This is a genomic window from Cupriavidus ulmosensis (assembly GCF_977008105.1).
The window spans coordinates 2,664,955-2,685,386 of the sequence record NZ_CDRMWP010000002.1 but is presented as its reverse complement, the minus strand read 5'-3'; the positions used below and the strand labels follow the sequence as shown (position 1 = coordinate 2,685,386).

At 71.2% G+C, this 20,432-nt stretch carries 19 protein-coding genes and 1 pseudogene; 6 read left to right on the top strand and 14 right to left on the bottom strand.

Going from position 1 to position 20,432, the window contains the following annotated elements:
* Positions 1 to 316: 316 nt before the first annotated feature.
* From tssH to ACWTPI_RS31630, 3 genes are all read left to right on the top strand, one after another.
* Complete coding sequence (gene tssH / locus ACWTPI_RS31640; protein WP_029043342.1) at positions 317 to 2,962, top strand: type VI secretion system ATPase TssH; 2,646 nt, start codon at positions 317 to 319, stop codon at positions 2,960 to 2,962.
* 181 nt (positions 2,963 to 3,143) lie between these two features.
* Positions 3,144 to 3,590 (top strand): lysozyme inhibitor LprI family protein, encoded by a 447-nt coding sequence (locus ACWTPI_RS31635; protein WP_454733744.1) that lies wholly within the window; start codon positions 3,144 to 3,146, stop codon positions 3,588 to 3,590.
* Between the two features lie 232 nt (positions 3,591 to 3,822).
* Entirely contained in the window at positions 3,823 to 4,794 is a 972-nt protein-coding gene (locus ACWTPI_RS31630) for a fimbrial protein (RefSeq protein WP_454733743.1), read from the top strand.
* A 99-nt stretch (positions 4,795 to 4,893) separates the two neighbouring features.
* Here ACWTPI_RS31630 and ACWTPI_RS31625 read toward each other — a convergent pair whose 3' ends face one another.
* The 3 genes from ACWTPI_RS31625 to ACWTPI_RS31615 form a co-directional block, all read right to left on the bottom strand.
* Complete coding sequence (locus ACWTPI_RS31625; RefSeq protein WP_454733742.1) at positions 4,894 to 5,616, bottom strand: hypothetical protein; 723 nt, start codon at positions 5,614 to 5,616, stop codon at positions 4,894 to 4,896.
* A 327-nt stretch (positions 5,617 to 5,943) separates the two neighbouring features.
* On the bottom strand, positions 5,944 to 6,633 hold the full coding sequence (locus tag ACWTPI_RS31620; protein WP_454733741.1) for a glutathione S-transferase family protein: 690 nt from the start codon (positions 6,631 to 6,633) through the stop codon (positions 5,944 to 5,946).
* 81 nt (positions 6,634 to 6,714) lie between these two features.
* The gene (locus ACWTPI_RS31615; RefSeq protein WP_052165810.1) at positions 6,715 to 7,884 is read right to left on the bottom strand and encodes an MFS transporter; all 1,170 of its coding nucleotides are present in this window, start codon (positions 7,882 to 7,884) and stop codon (positions 6,715 to 6,717) included.
* Positions 7,885 to 8,212: 328 nt separating this feature from the next.
* On the opposite strand from ACWTPI_RS31615, the gene ACWTPI_RS31610 reads away from it, so the two are divergent.
* Entirely contained in the window at positions 8,213 to 8,749 is a 537-nt protein-coding gene (locus ACWTPI_RS31610; protein ID WP_454733740.1) for a hypothetical protein, read from the top strand.
* A gap of 21 nt (positions 8,750 to 8,770) precedes the next feature.
* On the opposite strand, the gene ACWTPI_RS31605 is transcribed toward ACWTPI_RS31610, so the two are convergent.
* From ACWTPI_RS31605 to ACWTPI_RS31595, 3 genes are all read right to left on the bottom strand, one after another.
* Complete coding sequence (locus tag ACWTPI_RS31605; RefSeq protein ID WP_454734049.1) at positions 8,771 to 10,222, bottom strand: cytochrome-c peroxidase; 1,452 nt, start codon at positions 10,220 to 10,222, stop codon at positions 8,771 to 8,773.
* Complete coding sequence (locus tag ACWTPI_RS31600) at positions 10,165 to 11,682, bottom strand: metallophosphoesterase (RefSeq protein ID WP_454734048.1); 1,518 nt, start codon at positions 11,680 to 11,682, stop codon at positions 10,165 to 10,167. The genes ACWTPI_RS31605 and ACWTPI_RS31600 overlap by 58 nt, the downstream gene beginning before the upstream one ends.
* A 108-nt stretch (positions 11,683 to 11,790) precedes the next feature.
* The gene (locus tag ACWTPI_RS31595) at positions 11,791 to 12,558 is read right to left on the bottom strand and encodes a hypothetical protein (RefSeq protein WP_454733739.1); all 768 of its coding nucleotides are present in this window, start codon (positions 12,556 to 12,558) and stop codon (positions 11,791 to 11,793) included.
* A 161-nt stretch (positions 12,559 to 12,719) separates the two neighbouring features.
* On the opposite strand from ACWTPI_RS31595, the pseudogene blaOXA reads away from it, so the two are divergent.
* Positions 12,720 to 13,469 (top strand): annotated as a pseudogene (blaOXA, locus tag ACWTPI_RS31590) (class D beta-lactamase); the annotation flags it as partial.
* A gap of 46 nt (positions 13,470 to 13,515) precedes the next feature.
* On the opposite strand, the gene fliR reads toward blaOXA, so the two are convergent.
* From fliR to ACWTPI_RS31550, 8 genes are all read right to left on the bottom strand, one after another.
* Entirely contained in the window at positions 13,516 to 14,301 is a 786-nt protein-coding gene (fliR, locus tag ACWTPI_RS31585; protein WP_020201825.1) for a flagellar biosynthetic protein FliR, read from the bottom strand.
* Positions 14,302 to 14,342: 41 nt separating this feature from the next.
* Positions 14,343 to 14,612, bottom strand: coding sequence for a flagellar biosynthesis protein FliQ (gene fliQ / locus ACWTPI_RS31580; protein WP_029043347.1), 270 nt, complete (start codon positions 14,610 to 14,612; stop codon positions 14,343 to 14,345).
* 43 nt (positions 14,613 to 14,655) lie between these two features.
* Complete coding sequence (gene fliP / locus ACWTPI_RS31575; RefSeq protein WP_020201827.1) at positions 14,656 to 15,498, bottom strand: flagellar type III secretion system pore protein FliP; 843 nt, start codon at positions 15,496 to 15,498, stop codon at positions 14,656 to 14,658.
* Positions 15,495 to 16,013, bottom strand: a complete 519-nt coding sequence (gene fliO, locus ACWTPI_RS31570) for a flagellar biosynthetic protein FliO (RefSeq protein WP_454733738.1) — start codon at positions 16,011 to 16,013, stop codon at positions 15,495 to 15,497. Before fliO ends, fliP begins: the two co-directional genes overlap by 4 nt.
* Entirely contained in the window at positions 16,010 to 16,468 is a 459-nt protein-coding gene (gene fliN / locus ACWTPI_RS31565) for a flagellar motor switch protein FliN (protein ID WP_020201829.1), read from the bottom strand. The genes fliO and fliN overlap by 4 nt, the downstream gene beginning before the upstream one ends.
* A complete protein-coding gene (fliM, locus tag ACWTPI_RS31560; RefSeq protein WP_020201830.1) occupies positions 16,461 to 17,468 on the bottom strand; it encodes a flagellar motor switch protein FliM in 1,008 nt (335 codons plus the stop codon). Before fliM ends, fliN begins: the two co-directional genes overlap by 8 nt.
* A gap of 149 nt (positions 17,469 to 17,617) precedes the next feature.
* Positions 17,618 to 18,103, bottom strand: a complete 486-nt coding sequence (gene fliL, locus ACWTPI_RS31555; RefSeq protein ID WP_020201831.1) for a flagellar basal body-associated protein FliL — start codon at positions 18,101 to 18,103, stop codon at positions 17,618 to 17,620.
* A 363-nt stretch (positions 18,104 to 18,466) separates the two neighbouring features.
* Positions 18,467 to 19,483 carry a GlxA family transcriptional regulator gene (locus ACWTPI_RS31550; RefSeq protein WP_454733737.1) on the bottom strand — a complete coding sequence of 339 codons (1,017 nt, stop codon included), beginning with the start codon at positions 19,481 to 19,483 and terminating at the stop codon, positions 18,467 to 18,469.
* Between the two features lie 188 nt (positions 19,484 to 19,671).
* On the opposite strand from ACWTPI_RS31550, the gene ACWTPI_RS31545 reads away from it, so the two are divergent.
* Entirely contained in the window at positions 19,672 to 20,358 is a 687-nt protein-coding gene (locus ACWTPI_RS31545; RefSeq protein ID WP_020201833.1) for a M24 family metallopeptidase, read from the top strand.
* The last annotated feature ends 74 nt before the right edge of the window (positions 20,359 to 20,432 follow it).

Below are 20,432 nucleotides of genomic sequence, written 5' to 3'. Positions count from 1 at the left end.
GACGCTTATTCCCGTCCGGTATCGTGAATGCGGCATGTGCCCGGCGGATTTCTTTTATTCCGCCTCATGACATTGCCGACACAATTGAATGAAAGATTGATACTAGTCTTATTGGCAATCGGCAATGATCGCCATTAATGTCTTATTTTTTTTCGCACGGCGGATTTCCCGCCCGGCGCTGCCCGCATTCCCGCCTGCATCCCCGCCCGCATCCGGCCCGCTTCCGACTCGCATCCCGCGCGGACAACGGTGCTCCCGATGCGCCGCGCGGCGGATGCGCTCCCGCGCGCACGCCCCATCATTCACGGTCGAGACTATGACGATTTCACGACAGGCTTTGTTCGGCAAGCTCGGAAACTCGCTGTTCCGCAGCGTCGAATCCGCGACGACTTTCTGCAAACTGCGCGGCAACCCCTATGTCGAGCTGGTGCACTGGGTGCATCAACTGCTGCAGGCGCCCGACGGCGACCTGCAGCGCATCCTCCGGCATTGCGAGGTCGACGCCGACGCGCTCGACCAGGACATCCTGCGCGCGCTCGCCGCGCTGCCCGCCGGCGCGAGCTCGATCAGCGACTTCTCGCATCACATCGAGACCGCGATCGAGCGCGCCTGGGTGCTGGCCACGCTCGATTTCGGCGACCGCCGCATCCGCGGCGCGTGGCTGCTGGCCGCGCTGGTCAAGACGCCGGAGCTGCGGCGCGTGCTGCTGTCGGTCTCGCCGGCGTTCGGCAAGATTCCGCTCGACGGGCTGCGCGAGATGCTGCCGGCGTGGATCGACGGCTCGCCCGAGGCCGACGACGCGCCCTACGACAACAGCGATTTCTCCGCCGCGCTGCCGGGCGAGGCATCGTCCGCGCTGGCCGCGCCGGCCGGCGGCGCGCCGCTCGAGCAGTTCTGCTCGGACCTGACCGCGCGCGCCCGCGCCGGCGAGATCGACCCGGTGGTCGGCCGCGAGCTGGAGATCCGCACCATGATCGACGTGCTGCTGCGCCGCCGCCAGAACAACCCGCTGCTCACGGGCGAGGCGGGCGTGGGCAAGACCGCGGTGGTCGAAGGGCTGGCGCGCGCCATCGTCGACGGCGACGTGCCGCCCAAGCTGGCCGACGTGCGGCTGCTGAGCCTCGACGTCGGCGCGCTGCTGGCGGGCGCCAGCATGAAGGGCGAGTTCGAGGCGCGCCTCAAGGGCGTGATCGAGGCCGCGGCGAAGTCCGCGATGCCGGTGATCCTGTTCGTCGACGAGATCCACACGCTGATCGGCGCGGGCGGGCAGGCCGGCACCGGCGACGCCGCCAACCTGCTCAAGCCGGCGCTGGCGCGCGGCACCATCCGCACCATCGGCGCCACCACCTGGGCCGAGTACAAGCGCCACATCGAGAAGGACCCGGCGCTCACGCGCCGCTTCCAGGTACTGCAGGTGCCCGAGCCGGAAGAAGCGGCCGCCATCGACATGGTGCGCGGCCTCGTGCAGACCTTCTCGGGCCACCACGGCGTGGTGGTGCTGGACGAGGCGATCCGCGCGGCGGTGACGCTGTCGCATCGCTACATCCCCTCGCGCCAGTTGCCGGACAAGGCCATCAGCCTGCTCGACACCGCCTGCGCGCGCGTGGCGCTGTCCCAGCACGCGCCGCCGCGCGAGCTGCAGGACGTGCGCCAGCGCCTGCAGGCCGCCCGCGTCGAATGCGAGCTGCTCGACAGCGAGCGGCGCATCGGCATCGGCAACGACCAGGCGATGGCCGCCGTGGGGCGGCGCATCGCCGCGCTGGAAGCCGACGAGCGCGCGCTGGAGGCGGGCTGGCAGGCCCAGGCGGGCGCCGCCCAGGCGCTGCTGCGCGCGCGCGAGGCCGGCATGCCGCCGGCGGCGCTGGCCGAGCTGGAGCAGGCGCTGTCCGACCTGCAGCAGGAGTCGCCGCTGGTGTTTCCCGAGGTCGGCGAAGCCATCGTGGCGGAGATCGTCTCCGACTGGACCGGCATCCCGGTCGGCCGCATGGTGACGGACGAAGTGGCCGCCGTGCAGGTCCTGCCCGATACGCTCGCGGCCCGCGTGATCGGCCAGGGCGACGCCCTGCGCCAGATCGGCGAGCGCGTGCAGACCGCGCGCGCGGGCCTCACCGACCCCGGCAAGCCGCTGGGCGTGTTCCTGCTCGCCGGCCCGTCCGGCGTGGGCAAGACCGAGACCGCGCTGGCGCTGGCCGAGGCGCTGTACGGCGGCGAGCAGAACCTCATCACGATCAACATGAGCGAGTACCAGGAAGCCCACACCGTGTCCGGCCTCAAGGGCGCGCCGCCCGGATACGTCGGCTACGGCGAGGGCGGCGTGCTGACCGAGGCGGTGCGCCGGCGGCCCTATTCGGTGGTGCTGCTCGACGAAGTGGAGAAGGCCCACGGCGACGTGCACGAGATGTTCTTCCAGGTCTTCGACAAGGGCTACATGGAAGACGGCGACGGCCGCTACATCGACTTCCGCAACACCACCATCCTGCTCACCAGCAACGTCGGCTCCGACCTGAGCGCGAACCTGTGCGCCGACGAGGCGCTCGCGCCGGACCACGAAGGCCTGTGCGCGGCGCTCGGCCCGGCCTTGCTGACGGTGTTCCCGGCCGCCTTCCTCGGCCGCGTGACCGTGGTGCCGTACCGCCCGCTGGCGCAGGAAGCGCTGTCGCGCATCGTCGCGCTGCACCTCGACCGCGTGGTCAGGCGCATGGCCTCGAACCACGCGATCGGCCTGACCTACGCGCCGGCCGTGGTCGACTACATCACCGGCCGCTGCCTGGTGCAGGAGACCGGCGCGCGGCTGCTGATCGGCTTCATCGAGCAGCACGTGCTGCCGCGCCTCGCCGCGCAATGGCTCGGCGCGTTCTCGTCGAAGCGCGCGCTGCGGCGCATCGAGATCGACGTGGCCGACGCGCAGGCGGCGCCCGCCGAGGCGTTCGTCTTCCGCGTGTTCGACGGCGACGCGCAGTGAATCCGGTGTGGCCAGGCGCGGGCACCGCAACGCGCGCGCGGCCGACGCCACGGTCCACGAGGCGGCGGTCGGGACGGGGCACGGCCCCGGTCGCGCGGCGCTGCAACGGCGGCGGCGGTCCCGGCCACGCCAGGCAGCCCGGGTACGCGCCCGGGCCGGCGCGCGGGGAAAGGGCGGCCGCATGCGCACGGTGATATCCGTCGCGCATTCGCTTCCCGCTTGCCTGGTCCTGGCCGCGTCGCTGCTTGCCATGCCGGCGCAGGCCGGCGGCGTCGAGAACGCGCGCGCGGCATGCAGCGCCGGCTCGCAGGCCGGCATGCGCGATTGCCTCGCCGGCAAGGCGCGCGCGAGCGAGCACGCGCTGCGGCGAGCCGAGCGGCAGGCCGTGGCCGCGCTCGCCGCGTGGGACGAGGACGCCAGGTACGCCACCGCCGCCGCGCGCAAGCTCAAGGCATCCGGCGCGGTTTTCGCGCGCTACCGCGACGCGCAGTGCGAATTCGCCGCCGCGCTCGGCGGCGGCGGTGCCGGCAACACGCACGAGATACTCGGCCTCGCGTGCGTGGCCGAGATGAACGCGCGGCGCGCCGCGCAGATCGGCAGCGCCGTTGCCGACTTGCCGCCGCGGTAGGCGGAGGCCGGCGCGGGCACGGCACCAGCTACCGTGCCCGCACCGACGGCCTTCGCGCTGGCAGCCACGGCATGGGGCAGTGGCGGGGCCCGCACGGCATCGCAATCCCGCCAATTCGTCACATCATCCGCGGTTTTGCTGCACCGCCCACGATTTGGTACTTGTCTTATTTCATGTGCCGGGACATTTACAGATACTAGCCACGTCCCATCCATTCATCGAAGTGACCACCATGAGGAAAGACGAAGGCAGCTTTCGTGCGCAAGCTGTGCGGCCCCGCCGCACGATCGCGGCCGGCGCCATCGCGGTGCTCCTGTCGTCCGCATGCGGCTGGGCAGTGGCTGACAACATCGTCACCGCATTCGGGCGGGATCTCGCGTTCCCCGCGCTTGCCGCGCCGGGCACCGTGCTGGTCCGCGAGTCGGTGACGCCGCAGCAACTGTGCGGGGCGCCGACCTGCACGCTGGCACGGCCCTCGTTCTGGGTCCACGGCGGCGCCTACACCGCGGCCGGGCCGGTGGTCGACGTCGACGTGTCCGGCATCGGTCTGCAGGTGCTGCTCAACGGTGCTCCGCTCACCACGACCACCTTTGCGCCGGCAGTCACCATATCCAGTCCGCTCGAGGTGCAACTGGTGCGCACCGAGGCGACGATGTCGCAGGGGGATCTGGCTGGCGGCTGGCGCGCGAACCTGAACCTTTGCGCGACCGCGACCCCGGGCTATAGCGCCTGCTACAGCTACCAGCGCTTCGCCTCGATCCAGCTCGCCGGCAAGATCAAGCCCATCGCCGGCACCTGCCAGACGCCGAGCCAGACCATCACGATGCCGCCCGCGCAGAAGCGCGCGTTCACGGGCGCGGGCAGCACCACCGGCGAGATCGGCTTCGAGGTCCGTCTGCTCAATTGCCCGCCCGGCTACAACCGCGTCGGCTACGCGCTCGATCCGGCCGGCGGCACGGTCGCCAACGCGCCCGGCGTGCTGCCCGCGGGCTCGGGTTCCAGCGCGGGCGGGGTCAATATCCGGCTGACGGACAGCGGCGGCACGCCGGTGACGTTCAAGCAGTCGGTGCAGGTCGGTGCCTACGACAAGGGCACGGGCGGATCGTATGCGATCCCGATGAAGGCAGCCTATTTCCAGACCGGCGATACGGTCACGCCGGGCACCATCACTGGCGCTGTTACCGTGCTGATCGACTACCAGTAGATTCCCCCGCGGGCCTCGTTCTCCGGCCGGCAGCGCCGGCAGGGCGGCGGATTGTGCCGGGTTAGCGTCGGCATAGCGCGGGTCCGCATCGGGGCGCGGCTAGTGGTGATGCTCCTGGTCGTCCTCGACGGGCAGGCTCACGCCGACGCCCATCCCGCCACCACCGCCGCCGCCGCCACCTCCTCCCATGCCGCCGCCGGACTTTCCCTCGCCGCCCTTGGCGCCGCCTTCGGCCTTGCCGCGCGCCGCGGACGGGCGGGCCGGTCCCTGCTTCGGAATCTGCAGGCTGGCCGGCACCGGCTCCAGGTCGAGCACCTGGCGGATGAAGTTGCGCAGCGAGACCACCAGCTCGTCAGTATGCGTCGGCCGGCCCGCGGCCAGCTCCGCGGCCGCCTTCGACGCCAGCAGGACCTGTTCCTCGGTGCCGAGCAGGATGATGTCGGACAAGGCCGCCTCGACCGCGTCGCGCATGCGCCGCGAGCGGTCGACGCTGGGCCAGGCGCCGGCGGCCGGCGCATCCGCCGCGATGGCGCCGGCCGCCTGTTCCGCGTCGGGGCTGTCCGCGCCCGCGCTCCGCCGGCGCAGGTCGCGCAGGTGCGTGGGATCGACCGCGAGATTGCCGGTGAAGGAGCCGCCCAGCGTCTTGTAGGCGGCGATGAGCGTGCGCAGGCGTTCGTTGATCTGCCGGTTCTCGCGCTCGCGGCGCTGCTGGATCGTCTGCATGACGACGAGGCGTATGCCGACGCCGATCAAGGTGATCAAGGCCAGCCCGAACAAGGTCGAAAGCAGGCCCTGCCAGGAACTGAAATCCAGGTTGCGCATGTGGCGGCTCCGAGGGCTGGGATGCCGAATCTTAGCGGATGGGCCGGTCGGGCTTCCGCGGCGCGCCGGCGGACCGCATCGGGATGCCGGGGGCTTGCGGCTCGTTCGCGCCGGAAGTCTTCGCCGCGCGTTGCGCCGGCAAAAAAAAGAGCCCCGCGCGGCGGGTACGCGCGCGGGGCTGGGCAGGACTGATGGTCGGGGGCGCCGCACCTCCTCTGGAGGCACGAGCGCATCTTACGCAACGGCCGCCGGTTCAAAACGCGGAGTAGCGCGGCCAATTCCGCTCAATCCCGGTTTTGTCCGCGTGGACGGACGCGCCGTCGCGTTTCAGGGCAGTTGGCCGGCCAGGAAGCGGGTGGGGATCTTGTCTGCCATTGGAAACATGGAGAAATAGGGCTGTGCCTCGGCCAGCACGCGCCGCACGCTCGGGCGGCTCACCAGCCGCTCGAAATAGGCGGCGAGGTTCGGGTGCGTGTCGGCGAACGGCTGCGCGATGCCCGCGTAGAACAGCGCCGGCGTGGCCGCGCAGTCGGCCAGCGAGAACTGTTCGCCGGCGGCCCAGGTGCGCTCCGCCATGTGCTTGTCGGCCACGCCGTAGGCGGTGCGCAGGCCGGCCAGCGCATCCGCCACGCCGCGCGGGTCGCGCTCGGTTTGCGGGCGCAGGCGGTCGCCGACGATCTTCTGCATCGGCAGGTGCACGTAGAGATCGAACAGGCGGTCCCACAGGCGCGCTTCGCGCCGGCCGTCGCCGTCGGCGGGCAGCAGCGGCCGCGGGCCGGGATAGTGGCGGTCGAGGTACTCGATGATGATGGTGCTCTCCGGCACCGTCTGCGCGCGCGCGTCGTCGCGCAGCACCGGGAACTTGCCGACCGGCCACAGCGCCACGAAGGCGGCGCGGTCGGCCGCGTCGCCGAGGTCGACGACGCGGCCGGCGAACGGCGTGCCGTTCTCGTAGAGCGCGATCAGGACCTTGTGGCAGAACGATGACAGCGGATGGTAGTGCAGCGTCAGGGCCATGACATTTCCTCCTTGCCGTTCGGCGCAGCCGGGGCCTGGCGTGCGCCGTCACATCGCCTTCATGTCGCCGTCACGTTCCCATCACGTCGCCGCCATGCGCGGCGGGCGCGGCCGCGCGGCGACCGCGAAGGCGATCTGCACCAGCCCGGCGGCCAGCCCCAGCATCACGCCGATCTGCCAGGCCAGGGTGTAGGACCCGAGGGCATCATAGACCAGCCCGCCGCCGAAGGCGCCCACGAAGCTGCCGATCTGGTGGCTGAAGAACGCCACCCCGCCCAGCATGGCCTGCCAGCGCAGACCGAAGGTCTCGGCGATCCAGCCGGCCACCAGCGGCGCCACGCCCAGCCACAGGAAGCCCATCACGGCGGCGAAGACCAGCGTGCTGGCCGGCGTGGGCGGCGAGGTGAAATACCACGTCAGCGCCAGCGAGCGGATGGTGTAGATGGCGCCGAGCAGCAGCAGCTTGTTGACGCGCCCGCCGGCCCAGCCGAAGAACAGGCTGCCCAGCACGTTGAAGCCGCCGATCACGCCGAGCGCCTTGGCGCTGAGCATCGGGTCCATGCCGCAGATGTCGAGGTAGGAGGGCAGATGCGTGGTCAGGAACACCAGTTGCATGCCGCACACGAAATACGCCGCGCCCATGACCAGGAACGGCGTATGGTGCAGCGCGGTGCCCAGCGCCTCGCGCGCGTTCTGCTGCACGCCGCCCGGCGGCACCGGCAGCGGCAGGCGGTCGACGCGGCCGGCGAACCACGCCGCCGGCAGCATCACCAGCGCGAGCACCACGAAGGCCGCCAGCCCCACGCGCCAGCCGTAGGCTTGCGCCACCACCTGCCCGACCGGCGCGGCCACCAGCGCGCCCAGCGAACCGGCGCCCGAGACGATGCCCAGCACCGTGCTGCGCAGCGCCACCGGCACCGGGCGCGCGGCCACCGCCATCGCGAAGGCGCTGCCGGTGCAGGCCATCGACGCGCCGATGGCCACGCCGGCGCCGAGCGTGACTCCGACGATGCCCTGCGCGGTGGCCAGCATGACCAGCCCGAGCACGTACAGCAGCGAGCCCGCCATCATCAGCGGCCGGAAGCCCACGCGCGCGGCCCACGCGCCCGCGATCGGCTGCAGCAGTCCCCAGGCCAGGTTCTGCACCGCGATGGCGGCCGTGAAATCGGCAACCGAGATGCCGATGCCCCTGGTCAGCGGCGGCATGAAGATGCCCAGGCTCTGGCGCAGGCCCATCGCCAGGCTCAGCATGACGGAGGCGCCGAGCAGGATCGGCAGGACGGGACGGAGTTCGGACAGGCGGGAAGGCGTGGCGGTGCTCACGAGGAATTGTCTCTGTCTTTGTATTGTTCTTGTTGTTTTGTTTTTCTTCCGGTTTTCTTCCGGTTTTTTTTCCGGTACCGCGCGCCGCGCGGGCCGGAGGCTCAGGCGAGGGTAAGGCCGAACCGGAACGGAAGTCAATGCGCGGGCCGGCTCGGGGTTTTGCCCGGCGGCGCGCGGGCGGCCGGAACGCCTATGCTTGAGCGGACGCCTACTTTCCCGCCAGCCCATGCCGAATGTCCGCCGATCCGCTGTCCTGATGAGCCTGGCGCTGGCCACGCTGCTGGCCGGCTGCGTGACCCGCTACCGCGTCGAGGCCGGCACGCCCGCCGCGCGCGTGCGGCTCGTGACCAATACGGACGACAACACCACCTTCAGCGTGGTCGATGCCGGCAAGTGTCCCAAGCCGCCGCGGCCCGCGCTGCTGGCGGCCACCGGCCACCAGGCGGCGGCCATCGGCAAGGAGGAAGACCTGAAGATGTGGGGCATCTCGCCGGAGCCGCCGGCGCGCACGCGCGAGCGCTGGCTGGTGGCCAGCCAGCGCATCTACCTGACGGCGGCGGCGACCTCGGCGGCGGACGACCAGCCTTACCGCTGCGCGATCGGCGTGTCGTTCGTGCCGCTGCCGGGCTGGCAGTACGAGCTGCGCTACCAGCGCAACGCGGCGGCCCGCAACTGCGCCGGCCAGGTGCTGCGGCTGCTGCGCGCGCCCTCGGGCGAGATCGTGGCCACGCCGGACCCCACGCAGCAGGTGTTCCGCGGCTTCGAGCCGGACGCGGTGTGCGCGTCGCCGTGAGGCGCGGGCCGCCGGCTAGGGCTAGGGCCGCGCAGCCACCGGCGCCGCGGCCGGCGGCATGGCGCTCGCGTAGGGCGCGTCCGTGAGCGTGCGCAGGAAGGCCGTGATGTCGTCGATCTCCGCCTCGGTCAGCGCCGGCGTGGTGCCCGCGCGCCGGTTCATCGGCGTCGCGTTGACGTTGACGTTGCCGCGGTAGGCGGCGGGCACGTCGTCGAAGGGCTTGCCGCCGCGATACCACTTGCCGGGATCGGTCGAGCGCGTGTTGTAGAACGCCACCGCGTCGCGCAGCGTGGTGAACACGCCGTTGTGCATGAAGCTCTGGCGCACCGCCACGTTGCGCAGGCCGGGCGTGCGCAGGTAGCCGCACCATTGCGCCGGTTCGGGCCAGCGCAGGCGGCGCGCGGTGTCGCACAGGCCGTTGTCGAAATGCTTCGGGTCGCGGTTGGCGGGCAGCGCGCGGTTGCGCGGCACGGCGATGGCGTCGTAGCCGAAGTCGGTAAACAGCGAGCGCTCGGGCCGGCTGGCGGTGTCCGCCAGCGTGTGGCAGCTCATGCAGTTGCCCTTGTCCGGGTTCTTGAACAGCGCCAGGCCGCGCGTTTCCTGCGGCGACAGCGGCGCGCGCCGGCGCAGGTAGTCGTCGAAGCGCGAGCTGAACGGCGCCATCTCGTCGCTTTGCAGGTAGGCCTCCAGCGCGCGGCCCAGCGCCAGCATCATCTGCGCGGGATCGCGTTGCGCCGCGGGGCCGAACTGCGCGGCCAGCGCGGGCGCCAGTTCCGTGCTCCCGACCTTGCGCAGCAGGCGCGCCGGCGTGCCGTTGTTCATCTCCTCGGGGTCGAGCAGCGGGCCGCGCACCTGCTCGGCCAGCGTGTCGGCGCGGCCGTCGGCGAACAGGCCGCCGAACGGCGAGGCGTAGGGCGCGTCGTCGTCCTGGTAGAAGTGCCGGCGCGGGACGTAGCGCACGTACAGCAGCGAGGGCGCGTTGCGCAGGCTGAAGTGCCCGGGCCGGCTGCCCTGCGGCACGCGCGGCCCGGCCAGCACGGCGGGCGAGAGCGTGGGCGCGAACGCGCGCGCGGGGTCGTGGCAGCCGGCGCAGGACAGGCCGCGCGGCTCGGACAGGCGCGTATCGAAGAAGATGCGCCTGCCGAGCGCGGCGAGCGCCGGGTCGGGGCGGAACACGGCGGCGGTCGGGTCGACCCTGGCGGCCACCTTGGGCGTGCCGTTGCCGATGATGTCGACCACCACCGATGGTGGCGCGCCCGGCGTCAGCACGGTGTCCGCGGTGGGCGCGCCGGCCGCGAGGCCCGTGGCCAGGACGGCAGCGCCGGCGGCAAGTCTCCGCGCCGCCCGCGCGATGCGGATGCCGGCGGCCCGCGGCCCGGCGGGCCGGGCCGCGCAGGCGGCGCGAACCGATGCCGTCACGGCGCCAGGAAGCCCGTCTTGTCGCAGGCCAGCGTGGTGCCGGTCTGCGCGCAGGTGGCCATGAGCTTGCCGGCCACGCTGTAGGCCTTGAAGGTCCAGCCGGTGGCGGGCGCCGGGCTGCGCTCCATCAGCAGGAAGCCGAAGCTGTTGTGATGGGTGATCTTGTCGATGGTGGTGCCCGGCGCGGGCACGGCGCCCGGCGTGAGCGGGTCGGGCAGGGCCACGTCCAGGTTGTCGCCGCCGTTGCCGGACACGATGGTGGCCGGGTGGTTGGAGGCGAAGCTGATGGCCTGGAAGTCATGCACGTGGCCGTGCAGCGCCACCTGGATGCCCGGCGGGTAGTAGGCCTGGGCGTTGAGGCTGCTCATCACCGACTGCAGCGCCAGGTTGCCCGGCGCCGGCGCGCTGCCCGCCACCGGCGCGAAGCCGAGCACCGGATGGTGGTTGGTGAACATGGTGTTGACCATGCCCGGCTTGCTGGCCAGCCAGCCCACGGTCTGGAACTGCTTCTGGTAGGCGATGAACTGCGGGTCGCTGGTCGGCAGCGCGGTCTTGCCGGCCTTGGCCGAGTCGAACACGATGACCTGCGAGTCGGTGCCCAGCGCCACCGTGTAGGGCTCGGAGTAGTTGGCGTTGCCGTCGTTGGCCGGGTCGTTGCACGAGCGGGCCTCGGTGTACGGGCGCGGGTCGAGGAAGCGGAACCAGCCCTGGCCGGCGCGCGCGCATTCCTCGTGGTTGCCGCGCACCACCACCCACGGCGCCCTGGCCATCAGCGCGGCGGCGGGCCTGAACAGGTCGGCCTGCCAGGTATCCCAGCCATAGCCCCACGGCGTGCCCTGGCAGCCGGCGATGTCCGGCGGGCACAGGTTCTCGCGGTAGTGGTAGTCGCCGATGTGCAGCACCAGGTCCGGGTTCATGGCGGCGGCGGTGGCCGCGAGCGTGGCGAACGGCCACACGGCGGTGTCGCTGCACGGCTGGTAGACGTTGTCGGCCTTCTTCAGGCGGCAGCCGGTATCGGCCAGCACCAGCACGCGCCGGGGACTGGCCTTGGGCAGCGGCAGGGCGCGCCCGGCCACGCTGGCGGCGGCGGCGCCGGCCGGCAGCGTGGCTTCGCACGCCGAGACCGGGAAATCCGAGGGTTTGGAGTCGGCCGGCGCGCTGGCGGTGGGGCGCAGCGGCATGGTGCCGGCGCCCACGCGCAGCGCCATGCGCTGCTGCACGCCGTCCACGGTCAGCAGCGGGCACACGGCGTTGGCGGGCGGGGTGTCGCCGGCGGCGGCCGGCGCCGCATAGCTGGTGATCACGCGGGCGATGGCCTGGTTGCTGTCGCCGATCTCGACCCACGCGGCCTGGATGTTGGCGGCGGCGCTGGCGGCGTCGCCGGCCGGAGCCGCAGGCGCGGCCGGCGCGGTGGGGACGGCGGGGGCGATCGCGGCGGCGGCCGCGTCCGGGTTCTCGCTGCCGCAGCCGTACAGCGCGGCCGCCGTGGCCAGCACGGCCAGCATGGCGGTCATGCCGGGGCGCACGTGGTGCTTGTTCTTGTGAGTGCCCATTCTTGTCTCCCTGTCAGTGGCGAGCGCGACTATAGGGAGGCGATGTTGCGTCGGGATGACGCTTGTGTGTCAGCGTGGCCGGCGGCTGTGCGTGCCGGCGCGGGCCTGCTTGGGGGATTGTTCTGGCGATGGTTCTGGCGACGGCTTGGGCGACCGTTTGGGGGCTTGTCCCGGGGCCTGTTTGCGGCTCGCCGTGCCGGCCGCTTCATCGGCGCGCCGGCCCGCGTGCCTGCCGGCTTCGGCCGCGGCCAGCCGCAGCTCGCGCGGCAGCGCCGCCAGCGCGGCCTGGAAGAAGCGCCGCTCGGCCGGGCGCAGCTTGCCCAGCAGCCCGGCCAGCCGCTCCACGGCGGCGAAGGCGGCCGGCGTGGCGCCATGCTCGAAGGTCTCGAACCAGCTCGCTTCGAGCAGCAGGTTGGCCAGTTGCAGGGCGCCGTAGCGCACGTGGCCGCCGTCGTGCTCTTCCAGCGCGAAGCCGGCCAGCGACGACCAGCTGATGAAGCCCTTGGCCCGCGCGAACGGCGCGTGGAACGGGCGCAGCGCATCCACCGCGTCGTCCAGCCGCAGTGGCCGCTGCGCGCGGAAGTCGGCGAGCGCGCCGCCGCCGTCCTGTTTGCAGTTGCCGCGCGCGATGCGCAGCAGGAAGATGATGTTCCACGCCGAGCCGCCGCCCACGCCGAAGCGGTCGCAGATCCATTCGGACAAGCCCAGCCAGCGCACCGCCTGGCGCTGCACCTGCCCGGCCGGCCACGCGCGCGCGGGGTCGATCAGTGCGTGGTTCCAGAACAGCCACAGGCACAGGCCGAGGTTGGCCGCGACGTGCTGCGCGGCGGGCGCCATGTTACGCAGGTTACAGCGCGCGGCCTTGGCGCCGGCGCGCCGTCCTCCTATGCTGCGCTTCGTAGCCCGGGCCCGGGCGTCATCCCCGACAAGAACACGACACCACGGAGAACATCTTGAAGCGATTCGCAATCCTCGCCGCGCTGGGCGCGGCGCTGGCCATGCCCGCGGCCCGGGCGGACGTGCTGTGCACCGTGATGGCCGACGCCGCCACCGGCAGGCTGCTGACGCAGGAAGGCGACTGCGGCACGCGCGTCACGCCGGCATCCACCTTCAAGCTGCCCATCAGCCTGATGGGGTTCGACGCGGGCCTGCTGGTCGACGCGCACGCCCCGGCCATGCCCTACCGCGCCGAATACGGCGACCGCAATCCCGCGCGCCGGGTCACGACCGATCCCGCGAGCTGGATGAAGAACTCCATCGTCTGGTATTCGCAGCAGGTCACGCGCCAGCTTGGCGAGACCCGCTTCCGGCGCTATGTCGATGCCTTCCAGTACGGCAACCGCGACGTCACCGGCAACCCGGGCCGGCATGACGGCCTGACCCATGCGTGGCTCGGCGCCTCGCTGCGGATTTCCCCGCTGGAGCAGGTCGCCTTCCTGCGCAAGGTGGTCCGGCGCGAACTGCCGGTCAGCGCGCGGGCGTACGACATGACCAGCCGCATCAGCGCGCTCGGCACGCTCGCCAACGGCTGGGCCGTGCACGGCAAGACCGGCACCGGCGCTCCGCGGCTGGCCGACGGCGGCGAGGACTGGGACCACGCCTATGGATGGTTCGTCGGCTGGACGGAGAAGGATGGCCGCGGCGTGGTCTTCGCCCGCCTGATCCAGGATGCGAAGAAAGAGGCGGAGTATGCCGGCCCGCGCGCCCGGGCGGTCTTCATGAAGGAACTGCCGGGCCGGCTCGACGCCGTCGCCGCGCTGCCGGAAAAGGCCGCCGCGCTCGACGCCGGCCCGTCTACCGCCCCAGCTGCCCCAGCACCATGCCGACCTCGGCCAGGCTGTTGTCGATCAGCCGTCCCATGTACGAGCTCATCTGCGGCATCACCAGCGCCATCATCAGGAAGCCGCCGGCCAGCGTGACCGGGAAGCCGACCGCGAAGATCGACAACTGCGGCGAGGCGCGGTTGAGGATGCCCATCGCCAGGTTAAGCGTGAGCAGCGCGGCGATCAGCGGCAGCGCCAGCAGCATGCCCGACGAGAACACGCTGGCGCCGGCCGCCGCCACCGCCGACCAGCCCTCGCCCGAGAGCGGCTGGGACGAGATCGGCAGGGTGGCGAAGCTGTCGGCGAGCGTGGCCAGCAGCATCAGGTGGCCGTCCATTGCCAGGAACATCAGGGTGGCGACCACGTTGAGGAAGCGGCCCAGCACCATCGTCTGGCCGCCCGAGGAGCGGTCGTAGAACGAGGCGAACGACAGGCCCATCTGCAGGCCGATGGTCTCGCCGGCGTACTGCACGGCGGCGAAGGCCAGCCGCATGGTGAAGCCCACCGCGAGGCCGATGCCGACCTCGTTGAGGATGATGAGGAAGCCTTCGAAGGAATACACCGGCGCCAGCGGCAGCTTGTCGATGGTGGGCGAGACGATCATCGCGATCAGCGCGGCCAGGGCGACCTTGGCGCGGCGCGGGATGGTGGACTCGCCGAACAGGGGCGCCGTGCTGAGCAGCGCCAGCAGCCGGAACAGCGGCCACAGGAACGCGGCGATCCAGGCGTAGAGCTGGGCGGAGGTGACGGACAGCACGGCGGGCGCGGTGTGAGGGCAGCGCGGGCGCTACGCCCGCATCAGTGCACCAGGGCGGGAATGCCCTGGAAGACTTCGCGCATGTAGTCGACGAAGGTGTTGATCATCCACGGGCCGGCCAGCACCATCGTGGCGAACAGGGCCAGCAGCTTGGGGATGAACGACAGCGTCATTTCGTTGATCTGGGTGGCGGCCTGGAACAGGCTGACCACCAGGCCGGCCACCAGCGCCACCAGCAGCAGCGGTGCTGCCAGCATCAGGGTCATCTTCATCGCCTGGGTGGCGATGCTCATTACGGTTTCCGGCGTCATGATGGAGCGGTCTCGGTGGGGACGCGGCGGGCGCGCCCCGTGTTCAGTTCAGGAAACTCTGCGCCAGCGAACCCAGCAGCAGTTGCCAGCCGTCCACCAGCACGAACAGCATCAGCTTGAACGGCAGCGAGATGGTGGCCGGCGGCACCATCATCATGCCCATCGCCATCAGCACGCTGGCGACCACCAGGTCGATGATGAGGAACGGGATGAAGACGGTGAAGCCGATCTGGAACGCGGTCTTGAGCTCGCTGGTGACGAAGGCCGGCACCAGGATGCGCATCTGCACGTCCTCCGGGCCCTGCATCTCGGGCGCCTTGGCCATCTGCGCGAACAGCGCCAGGTCCTTCTCGCGGGTCTGCTTGAGCATGAAGGCCTTGAGCGGCACGGCGGCCTTCTCGGCGGCGTCCTCCAGGCTGATCTTGTTTTCGCTCAGCGGCTTGTAGGCGTCGGTGTAGACGCGGTCGAACACCGGCGACATGACGAAGAAGGTCAGGAACAGCGACAGCCCCACCAGCACCTGGTTGGGCGGCGAGGTGGCGGTGCCGAGCGCGTTGCGCAGCAGGCCCAGCACGATGATGATGCGGGTGAAGCCGGTCATCATCAGCATGGCCGCCGGCAGGAACGACAGCGAGGTCAGCAGGACCAGCGTCTGGACCGACAGCGACCAGGTCTGGCTGCCGCCGGGGCCGGCCCGGCTGGTCAGCCCGGGCAGCGCCTGGGCCTGCGCCAGGGCGGGCAGCAGCACCAGCGCCAGGCAGGCGGCGGCCAGCGCGGCGGCGAAGGCCAGCCGCGAGGGCTGGCCGGCGCAGGCGCGCAGAGCCTGCAGGCGGCCTCGCAGCCGCTGCTGGAAAACGCGCCGCGAGGCGCCGGGCAGGAAATTCATGACTTCAGGTTGTGTTGCATGGCGCGCAGCAGCTTCTGGCCGAAGCTGCCGCTGCCCGCCGGATTGGCCGGGCCGCCGCGCTCCGGGTCCGGAGACTGGCCCGGCGCCCGCGCGGCCTGCGCGGGCAGGGTATGGAGCGTGCGGATCTCGCCGGCGCTGACGCCCAGCACCAGGCAGGTGTCGCCCACCTCCACCATCACCAGGCGCTGGCGCGGGCCGAGCGCGGTGCTGCCGACCACCTTCATGGTGCCGCCCTGGCCGTGGCGGACCAGGCCGGCGCGGCGCGCCAGCCAGGCCAGCAGCAGGATCAGGGCGATGACGGCGAACAGGCCGAGGCCGGCCTGGGCCATGCTGGCCGCGCCGCTGGGGCCGACGTGGCCCGCGGCGGCGCCGGTGCCGGCCGCGGGGGGATTGCCGGCGGCGGCGCTGGCTTGCGCCGCCGCCGGCGCAGCCTGCGCCAGCGCCAGGCCGGCGACGAGCCCGGCGGTGGCCATCCGGCGCAGGCTGGCGATCATCTGTTGAGCTTCCGGATGCGTTCGGACGGCGTGATGATGTCGGTCAGGCGGATGCCGAACTTGTCGTTGACCACCACCACTTCGCCCTGGGCGATCAGGTAGCCGTTGACCAGCACGTCCATCGGCTCGCCGGCCAGGCCGTCGAGTTCCACCACCGAACCCTGCGCGAGCTGCAGCAGGGTCTTGATGGGCACCTTGGTGCGGCCGAGTTCCACCGTGAGCTGCACGGGGATGTCGAGAATCATCTCGATATCGTTGTGGAAGCCGCTCGGCACCTCCTTTTCCAGCGGCTGGAAGACCTTGGAGGCGGCCGGCGTCGCGGCTGCGGTGGCGGCTGCGACTGCCGGTGCCGGCGCGGCAGCAGCGGCGAGATCCTCGGCGCTGGTCTGCTCGGCCAGGGCGCTGGCCCAGTCGTCCATCGGGTCGGCCGGCTTGTCGTCTTTGCCGTCAGTCATGGTCGGTTTCCTTGTTGGAATCGCTTTCTTGGTGATTGATCATCCGTTCTACCCGCAGCGCGTACTGGCCGTTCATGGTGCCGAAGCCGCACTGCATCACGGGCACGCCATCGACCTTGCCGAACACCTGCTCGGGCAGCTCGATGGGGAGTACATCGCCGGCGCGCAGCGACAGCACTTCGGCCACGGTGCTTTCCAGGTGGGCGAATTCGGCCACCAGTTCCACCTCGGCCGAGCGGATCTGCTGCGACAGCTGGGAAATCCAGCGCTTGTCCACTTCGACCTCGTCCTGCAGCGGGTTCATCAGCAGGTCGCGCACGGGCTCGATCATCGAGTACGGGAAGCAGACGTGAAGCTGGCCGCCCACGGCGCCCAGTTCGATATGGAATGCGGTCGTCACCACCACCTCGCTGAGCATGGCGATGTTGGCGAACTTGGTGTGCATCTCCGAGCGGACGTATTCCAGCTCGATCGGGTGCACCGCGTGCCAGGCGTTGCCGTAGCTGTTGAGCGCCAGGTCCAGCAGGCGCCGGATGATGCGCTGCTCGGTCTGGGTGAAGTCGCGCCCCTCGACGCGGGTGTGGAAGCGCCCGTCGCCGCCGAACAGGTTGTCGACCACCAGGAACACCAGGTTGGGGTCGAACACGAACAGCGCCGTGCCGCGCAGCGGCTTGAGGTGCACCAGGTTCAGGTTGGTCGGCACCGGCAGGTTGCGCACGAAGTCGCCGTACTTCTCGATGCGGATCGAGCCGACCGAGATGTCGGCGCCGCGGCGGATGAAGTTGAACAGCGCGGTGCGCAGCTGGCGGGCGAAACGCTCGTTGATGATCTCGAGCGTGTGCAGCCGGCCGCGCACGATGCGCTCCTGCGTGGCCAGGTTGTACGGGCGCACGCCGTCCTCGGAGACCGGCGCGGAAACCTCGGGCAGGTCGGCTTCGCCCGACACGCCTTTCAGCAATTCGTCTACTTCGTCCTGCGAGAGGAACTTGTCGTAGGCCATCTAGTGTCCTGCCCCGTGAGTGCCGTGATGAATGAAAGCGACCATGTGCCGATCAGCCCGCGCGCTGGCGTTGGCGCGCGTGCTGTTGTACGGGCAAGGCAGGCAGGGACGGATTCATGTCGGATTTGCTGGTGGGGCAGGGCACGTGCTTACTGCACCACGAAGGATGTGAATAGGACGTCCACGACCTGCTGAGCCGGCAGGTTGGGCGCGAACGGCTGGTTGACGGCGCGCTGGATTTCCTGCGCCAGGCGGCGCTTGCCTTCCACCGTCGCCAGGTCGGGCGGCTGCTTGGCCGACAGCAGCAGCAGGATCCGGCTACGGACTTCCGGCAGGTACTCGGTGATGCGCGTCTGATCCTTCGCGTCCGCCACCTTCAGCGACAGGCCGGTGTGCAGGAAACGGTCGCCATCTTCGCTCTTGAGATTGACGGTGAACGGCTCCAGCGGCACGAAGATCGGCGGCGGCACGACCGGAGCCGCCGGCACCGGCGGCTGGCGGTTGCTCAGGATGTTGCCCAGAAAAAAGCCCCCGGCACCCAGCGCCGCGACGATCACGACGCCGAGAACCAGCAGCAGTCGCCCGCGCTTGCTCTTGTTGCCGTCAGCCTGGGAAGAAGTGAGCGTAGTCGCCATGAGATGCCTGTATCGGAATGCCCTGCCATTCTTGGGTGAAGACAGGGCAAGCAAAGGGCCGAAAAAAAGGGTGAAACCCGCTCAGCTTGGCCATTTGAGCCAAGCGGGTGCGTCATCCGGATGATGCGGATGGTCTTACTGGGGGTTAACGAATGGCGTGCACGGAACTTGAGCCGGAATTGCGCCCGCGATGGGCCGGACGCCCGCCGCAGACCCGCGCCCCGGGCCGCGCGGCGGGCGGTGGCCGGTGGTGGCGGGGTGGCTGCAGGGTGGCGGCGGGGCGGCGCCGTGAATGGCCGGCGCCACTCCGCGCGGCCGGCCGCGCCCCGGGGCCGGCGCGCGCCGCGCCGCCGCGCCGGCCGGCTAACTGCTTGATTCCATTGGCGCTTGTGCCTCGGCCGGGCCGCCGAAGCTGTGCCGGTACTGCTGCGGCGAGACGCCGAGCCGGCGGCGGAACACCGCGCGCATGTGATGCGGATCGCGGAACCCGCATGCGTAGGCGACCGTCTTCAGCGGCACCGCGCTGCGCTCGAGCATGACGCGGGCGGCGTCCAGCCGGGCGCTTTCGACGAACTCGGCCGGGGTCGCGCGGGCGTCGCGCGCGAAGATGCGCGAGAAGTTGCGGCTGCTCATCCTGGCCACCGCCGCCAGCCGGTCGAGGGTGAGATCCTCGGTGAGGTGAGCCAGCACATACTGCTGGACCTGCGCCACCGGCGACGCCGCCTCCGCCAGCGGGGTCAGGTAGGGGCTGAACTGCGACTGGCCGCCGGCGCGGCGGATGAACACCACCAGCCGCTTGGCTACGTTGAGCGCCACTTCCTCGCCGTGGTCCTGCGCCAGCAGGTACAGCGACAGGTCGATGCCGGCGGTGACGCCGGCCGAGGTGTAGAGGCTGCCGTCCTGCGCGTAGATGCGGTCCGCCTCCACGCGGGCGGCCGGGCAGCGCGCGGCCAGCGCGGCCACGTCGTTCCAGTGGGTGGTCACGGTGCGCCCGTCGAGCAGCCCGGCGCCGGCCAGCAGGAAGGCGCCGTTGCAGATCGAGCCGAAGCGCGCGGCGCGCTGGCTGGCCTGGCGCAGCCACGCGTACAGCGCGGCGGGAAAGGCCCGCTCGGGCAGCGTGGGGCCGCCGGCCACCAGCAGCAGGCCGGGGACATCGGTGTCGGCGCCGGCGCTGGCGTCGATGTCGGCGAAATGCCGCTGGGGGTGCAGCACCATGCCGTTGGAGCAGGCCACCGGCCCGCGCTCGGTGCCGATCAGCCCGAGCTGGTAGCGGTCCCCGGGCAGCAGGAAGCGATTGGCCTCGGCGAACACGTCGAGCGGGCCGCTGACGTCCAGCGCCTGCACGCCGGGAAAGACAAGGATGGCGACGGATCGGTTCATGGGCGGGCCGGATGGCGGGAGGCGATGGCCGCCATGTTAGCCGGGCGGCGCGGCCCGCGCTGGCGCGAAAACGCCGCCATTTGGCGCCAGGGCACCGCCGGAGGCGGTTCTGCCCGGGCCGCCCGCTCTCCATACTGGTTCCTGCCCGGCGCCGCACACGGCGCGCGCCACCTGACCCGGAGAGACCCATGACAAAGACCGATGTTGCCGCCGCCGAACGTGTCGGCCCCGCCTTTTCCGTCGACGGCATGCTGCTGGCGCGCGACAAGACGCGCCAGGCCATCCGCGAGATCGCCGCCCGCGTGGCGCCCGGCATGGTCGAGGAAGACGCCGTGGCGATGGCCCGCTCGGTGCTGCTCGACGCCGGCCTCGCGCTGAGCTGGCACCCCACCCGCGTGCGCTTCGGCGGCAACACCATCAAGCCGATGAAGCAGGCCTCGGTGCCCGGCGTGGTGCTGCGGGAAAACGACCTTTTCTTCATCGACATCGCCCCGCGCGTGGACGCCTGGGAGGGCGACGGCGGCGCCAGCTTCACGGTCGGCCACGACGCCGAATACGCCCGCTGCGCGCGCGACGCCGAGGCGCTGTTCCACGACGTGCGCGCGGTCTGGCGCAAGGAAGGGCTGACCGGCCACGCGCTCTACGACCACGCCGACCGCACCGCGCGCAAGATGGGCTGGGAGCTGAATTTCGACCTGCCCGGCCACCGCGTCTCGGACTTCCCGCACGCCACCATCTACACCGGCTCGCTGGCCGACCTGGAAAGCTGCCCGCTGCCGATGCGCTGGATCCTGGAAATCCACCTGCGCGACCCGCGGCACCGCTTCGGCGCGTTCTTCGAGGACATGCTGCTGGACGACGCGCACTACGGCTGAACGGGCTCGCCGGGGCCTTTCCCGGGGGATTGCCCGAGCAATTTGGTCAAGGTCTCCTGTTGTGGGTTTCCGAC

Coding starts and splice junctions, on each gene's coding strand:
- tssH (WP_029043342.1), top strand. CDS start 317: ATGACGATTTCACGACAGGCTTTGTTCGGCAAGCTCGGAAACTCGCTG.
- ACWTPI_RS31635 (WP_454733744.1), top strand. CDS start 3,144: ATGCGCACGGTGATATCCGTCGCGCATTCGCTTCCCGCTTGCCTGGTC.
- ACWTPI_RS31630 (WP_454733743.1), top strand. CDS start 3,823: ATGAGGAAAGACGAAGGCAGCTTTCGTGCGCAAGCTGTGCGGCCCCGC.
- ACWTPI_RS31625 (WP_454733742.1), bottom strand. CDS start 5,616: ATGCGCAACCTGGATTTCAGTTCCTGGCAGGGCCTGCTTTCGACCTTG.
- ACWTPI_RS31620 (WP_454733741.1), bottom strand. CDS start 6,633: ATGGCCCTGACGCTGCACTACCATCCGCTGTCATCGTTCTGCCACAAG.
- ACWTPI_RS31615 (WP_052165810.1), bottom strand. CDS start 7,884: ATGCTGAGCCTGGCGATGGGCCTGCGCCAGAGCCTGGGCATCTTCATG.
- ACWTPI_RS31610 (WP_454733740.1), top strand. CDS start 8,213: ATGAGCCTGGCGCTGGCCACGCTGCTGGCCGGCTGCGTGACCCGCTAC.
- ACWTPI_RS31600 (WP_454734048.1), bottom strand. CDS start 11,682: ATGACCGCCATGCTGGCCGTGCTGGCCACGGCGGCCGCGCTGTACGGC.
- ACWTPI_RS31595 (WP_454733739.1), bottom strand. CDS start 12,558: ATGGCGCCCGCCGCGCAGCACGTCGCGGCCAACCTCGGCCTGTGCCTG.
- fliQ (WP_029043347.1), bottom strand. CDS start 14,612: ATGACGCCGGAAACCGTAATGAGCATCGCCACCCAGGCGATGAAGATG.
- fliP (WP_020201827.1), bottom strand. CDS start 15,498: ATGAATTTCCTGCCCGGCGCCTCGCGGCGCGTTTTCCAGCAGCGGCTG.
- fliO (WP_454733738.1), bottom strand. CDS start 16,013: ATGATCGCCAGCCTGCGCCGGATGGCCACCGCCGGGCTCGTCGCCGGC.
- fliN (WP_020201829.1), bottom strand. CDS start 16,468: ATGACTGACGGCAAAGACGACAAGCCGGCCGACCCGATGGACGACTGG.
- fliM (WP_020201830.1), bottom strand. CDS start 17,468: ATGGCCTACGACAAGTTCCTCTCGCAGGACGAAGTAGACGAATTGCTG.
- fliL (WP_020201831.1), bottom strand. CDS start 18,103: ATGGCGACTACGCTCACTTCTTCCCAGGCTGACGGCAACAAGAGCAAG.
- ACWTPI_RS31550 (WP_454733737.1), bottom strand. CDS start 19,483: ATGAACCGATCCGTCGCCATCCTTGTCTTTCCCGGCGTGCAGGCGCTG.
- ACWTPI_RS31545 (WP_020201833.1), top strand. CDS start 19,672: ATGACAAAGACCGATGTTGCCGCCGCCGAACGTGTCGGCCCCGCCTTT.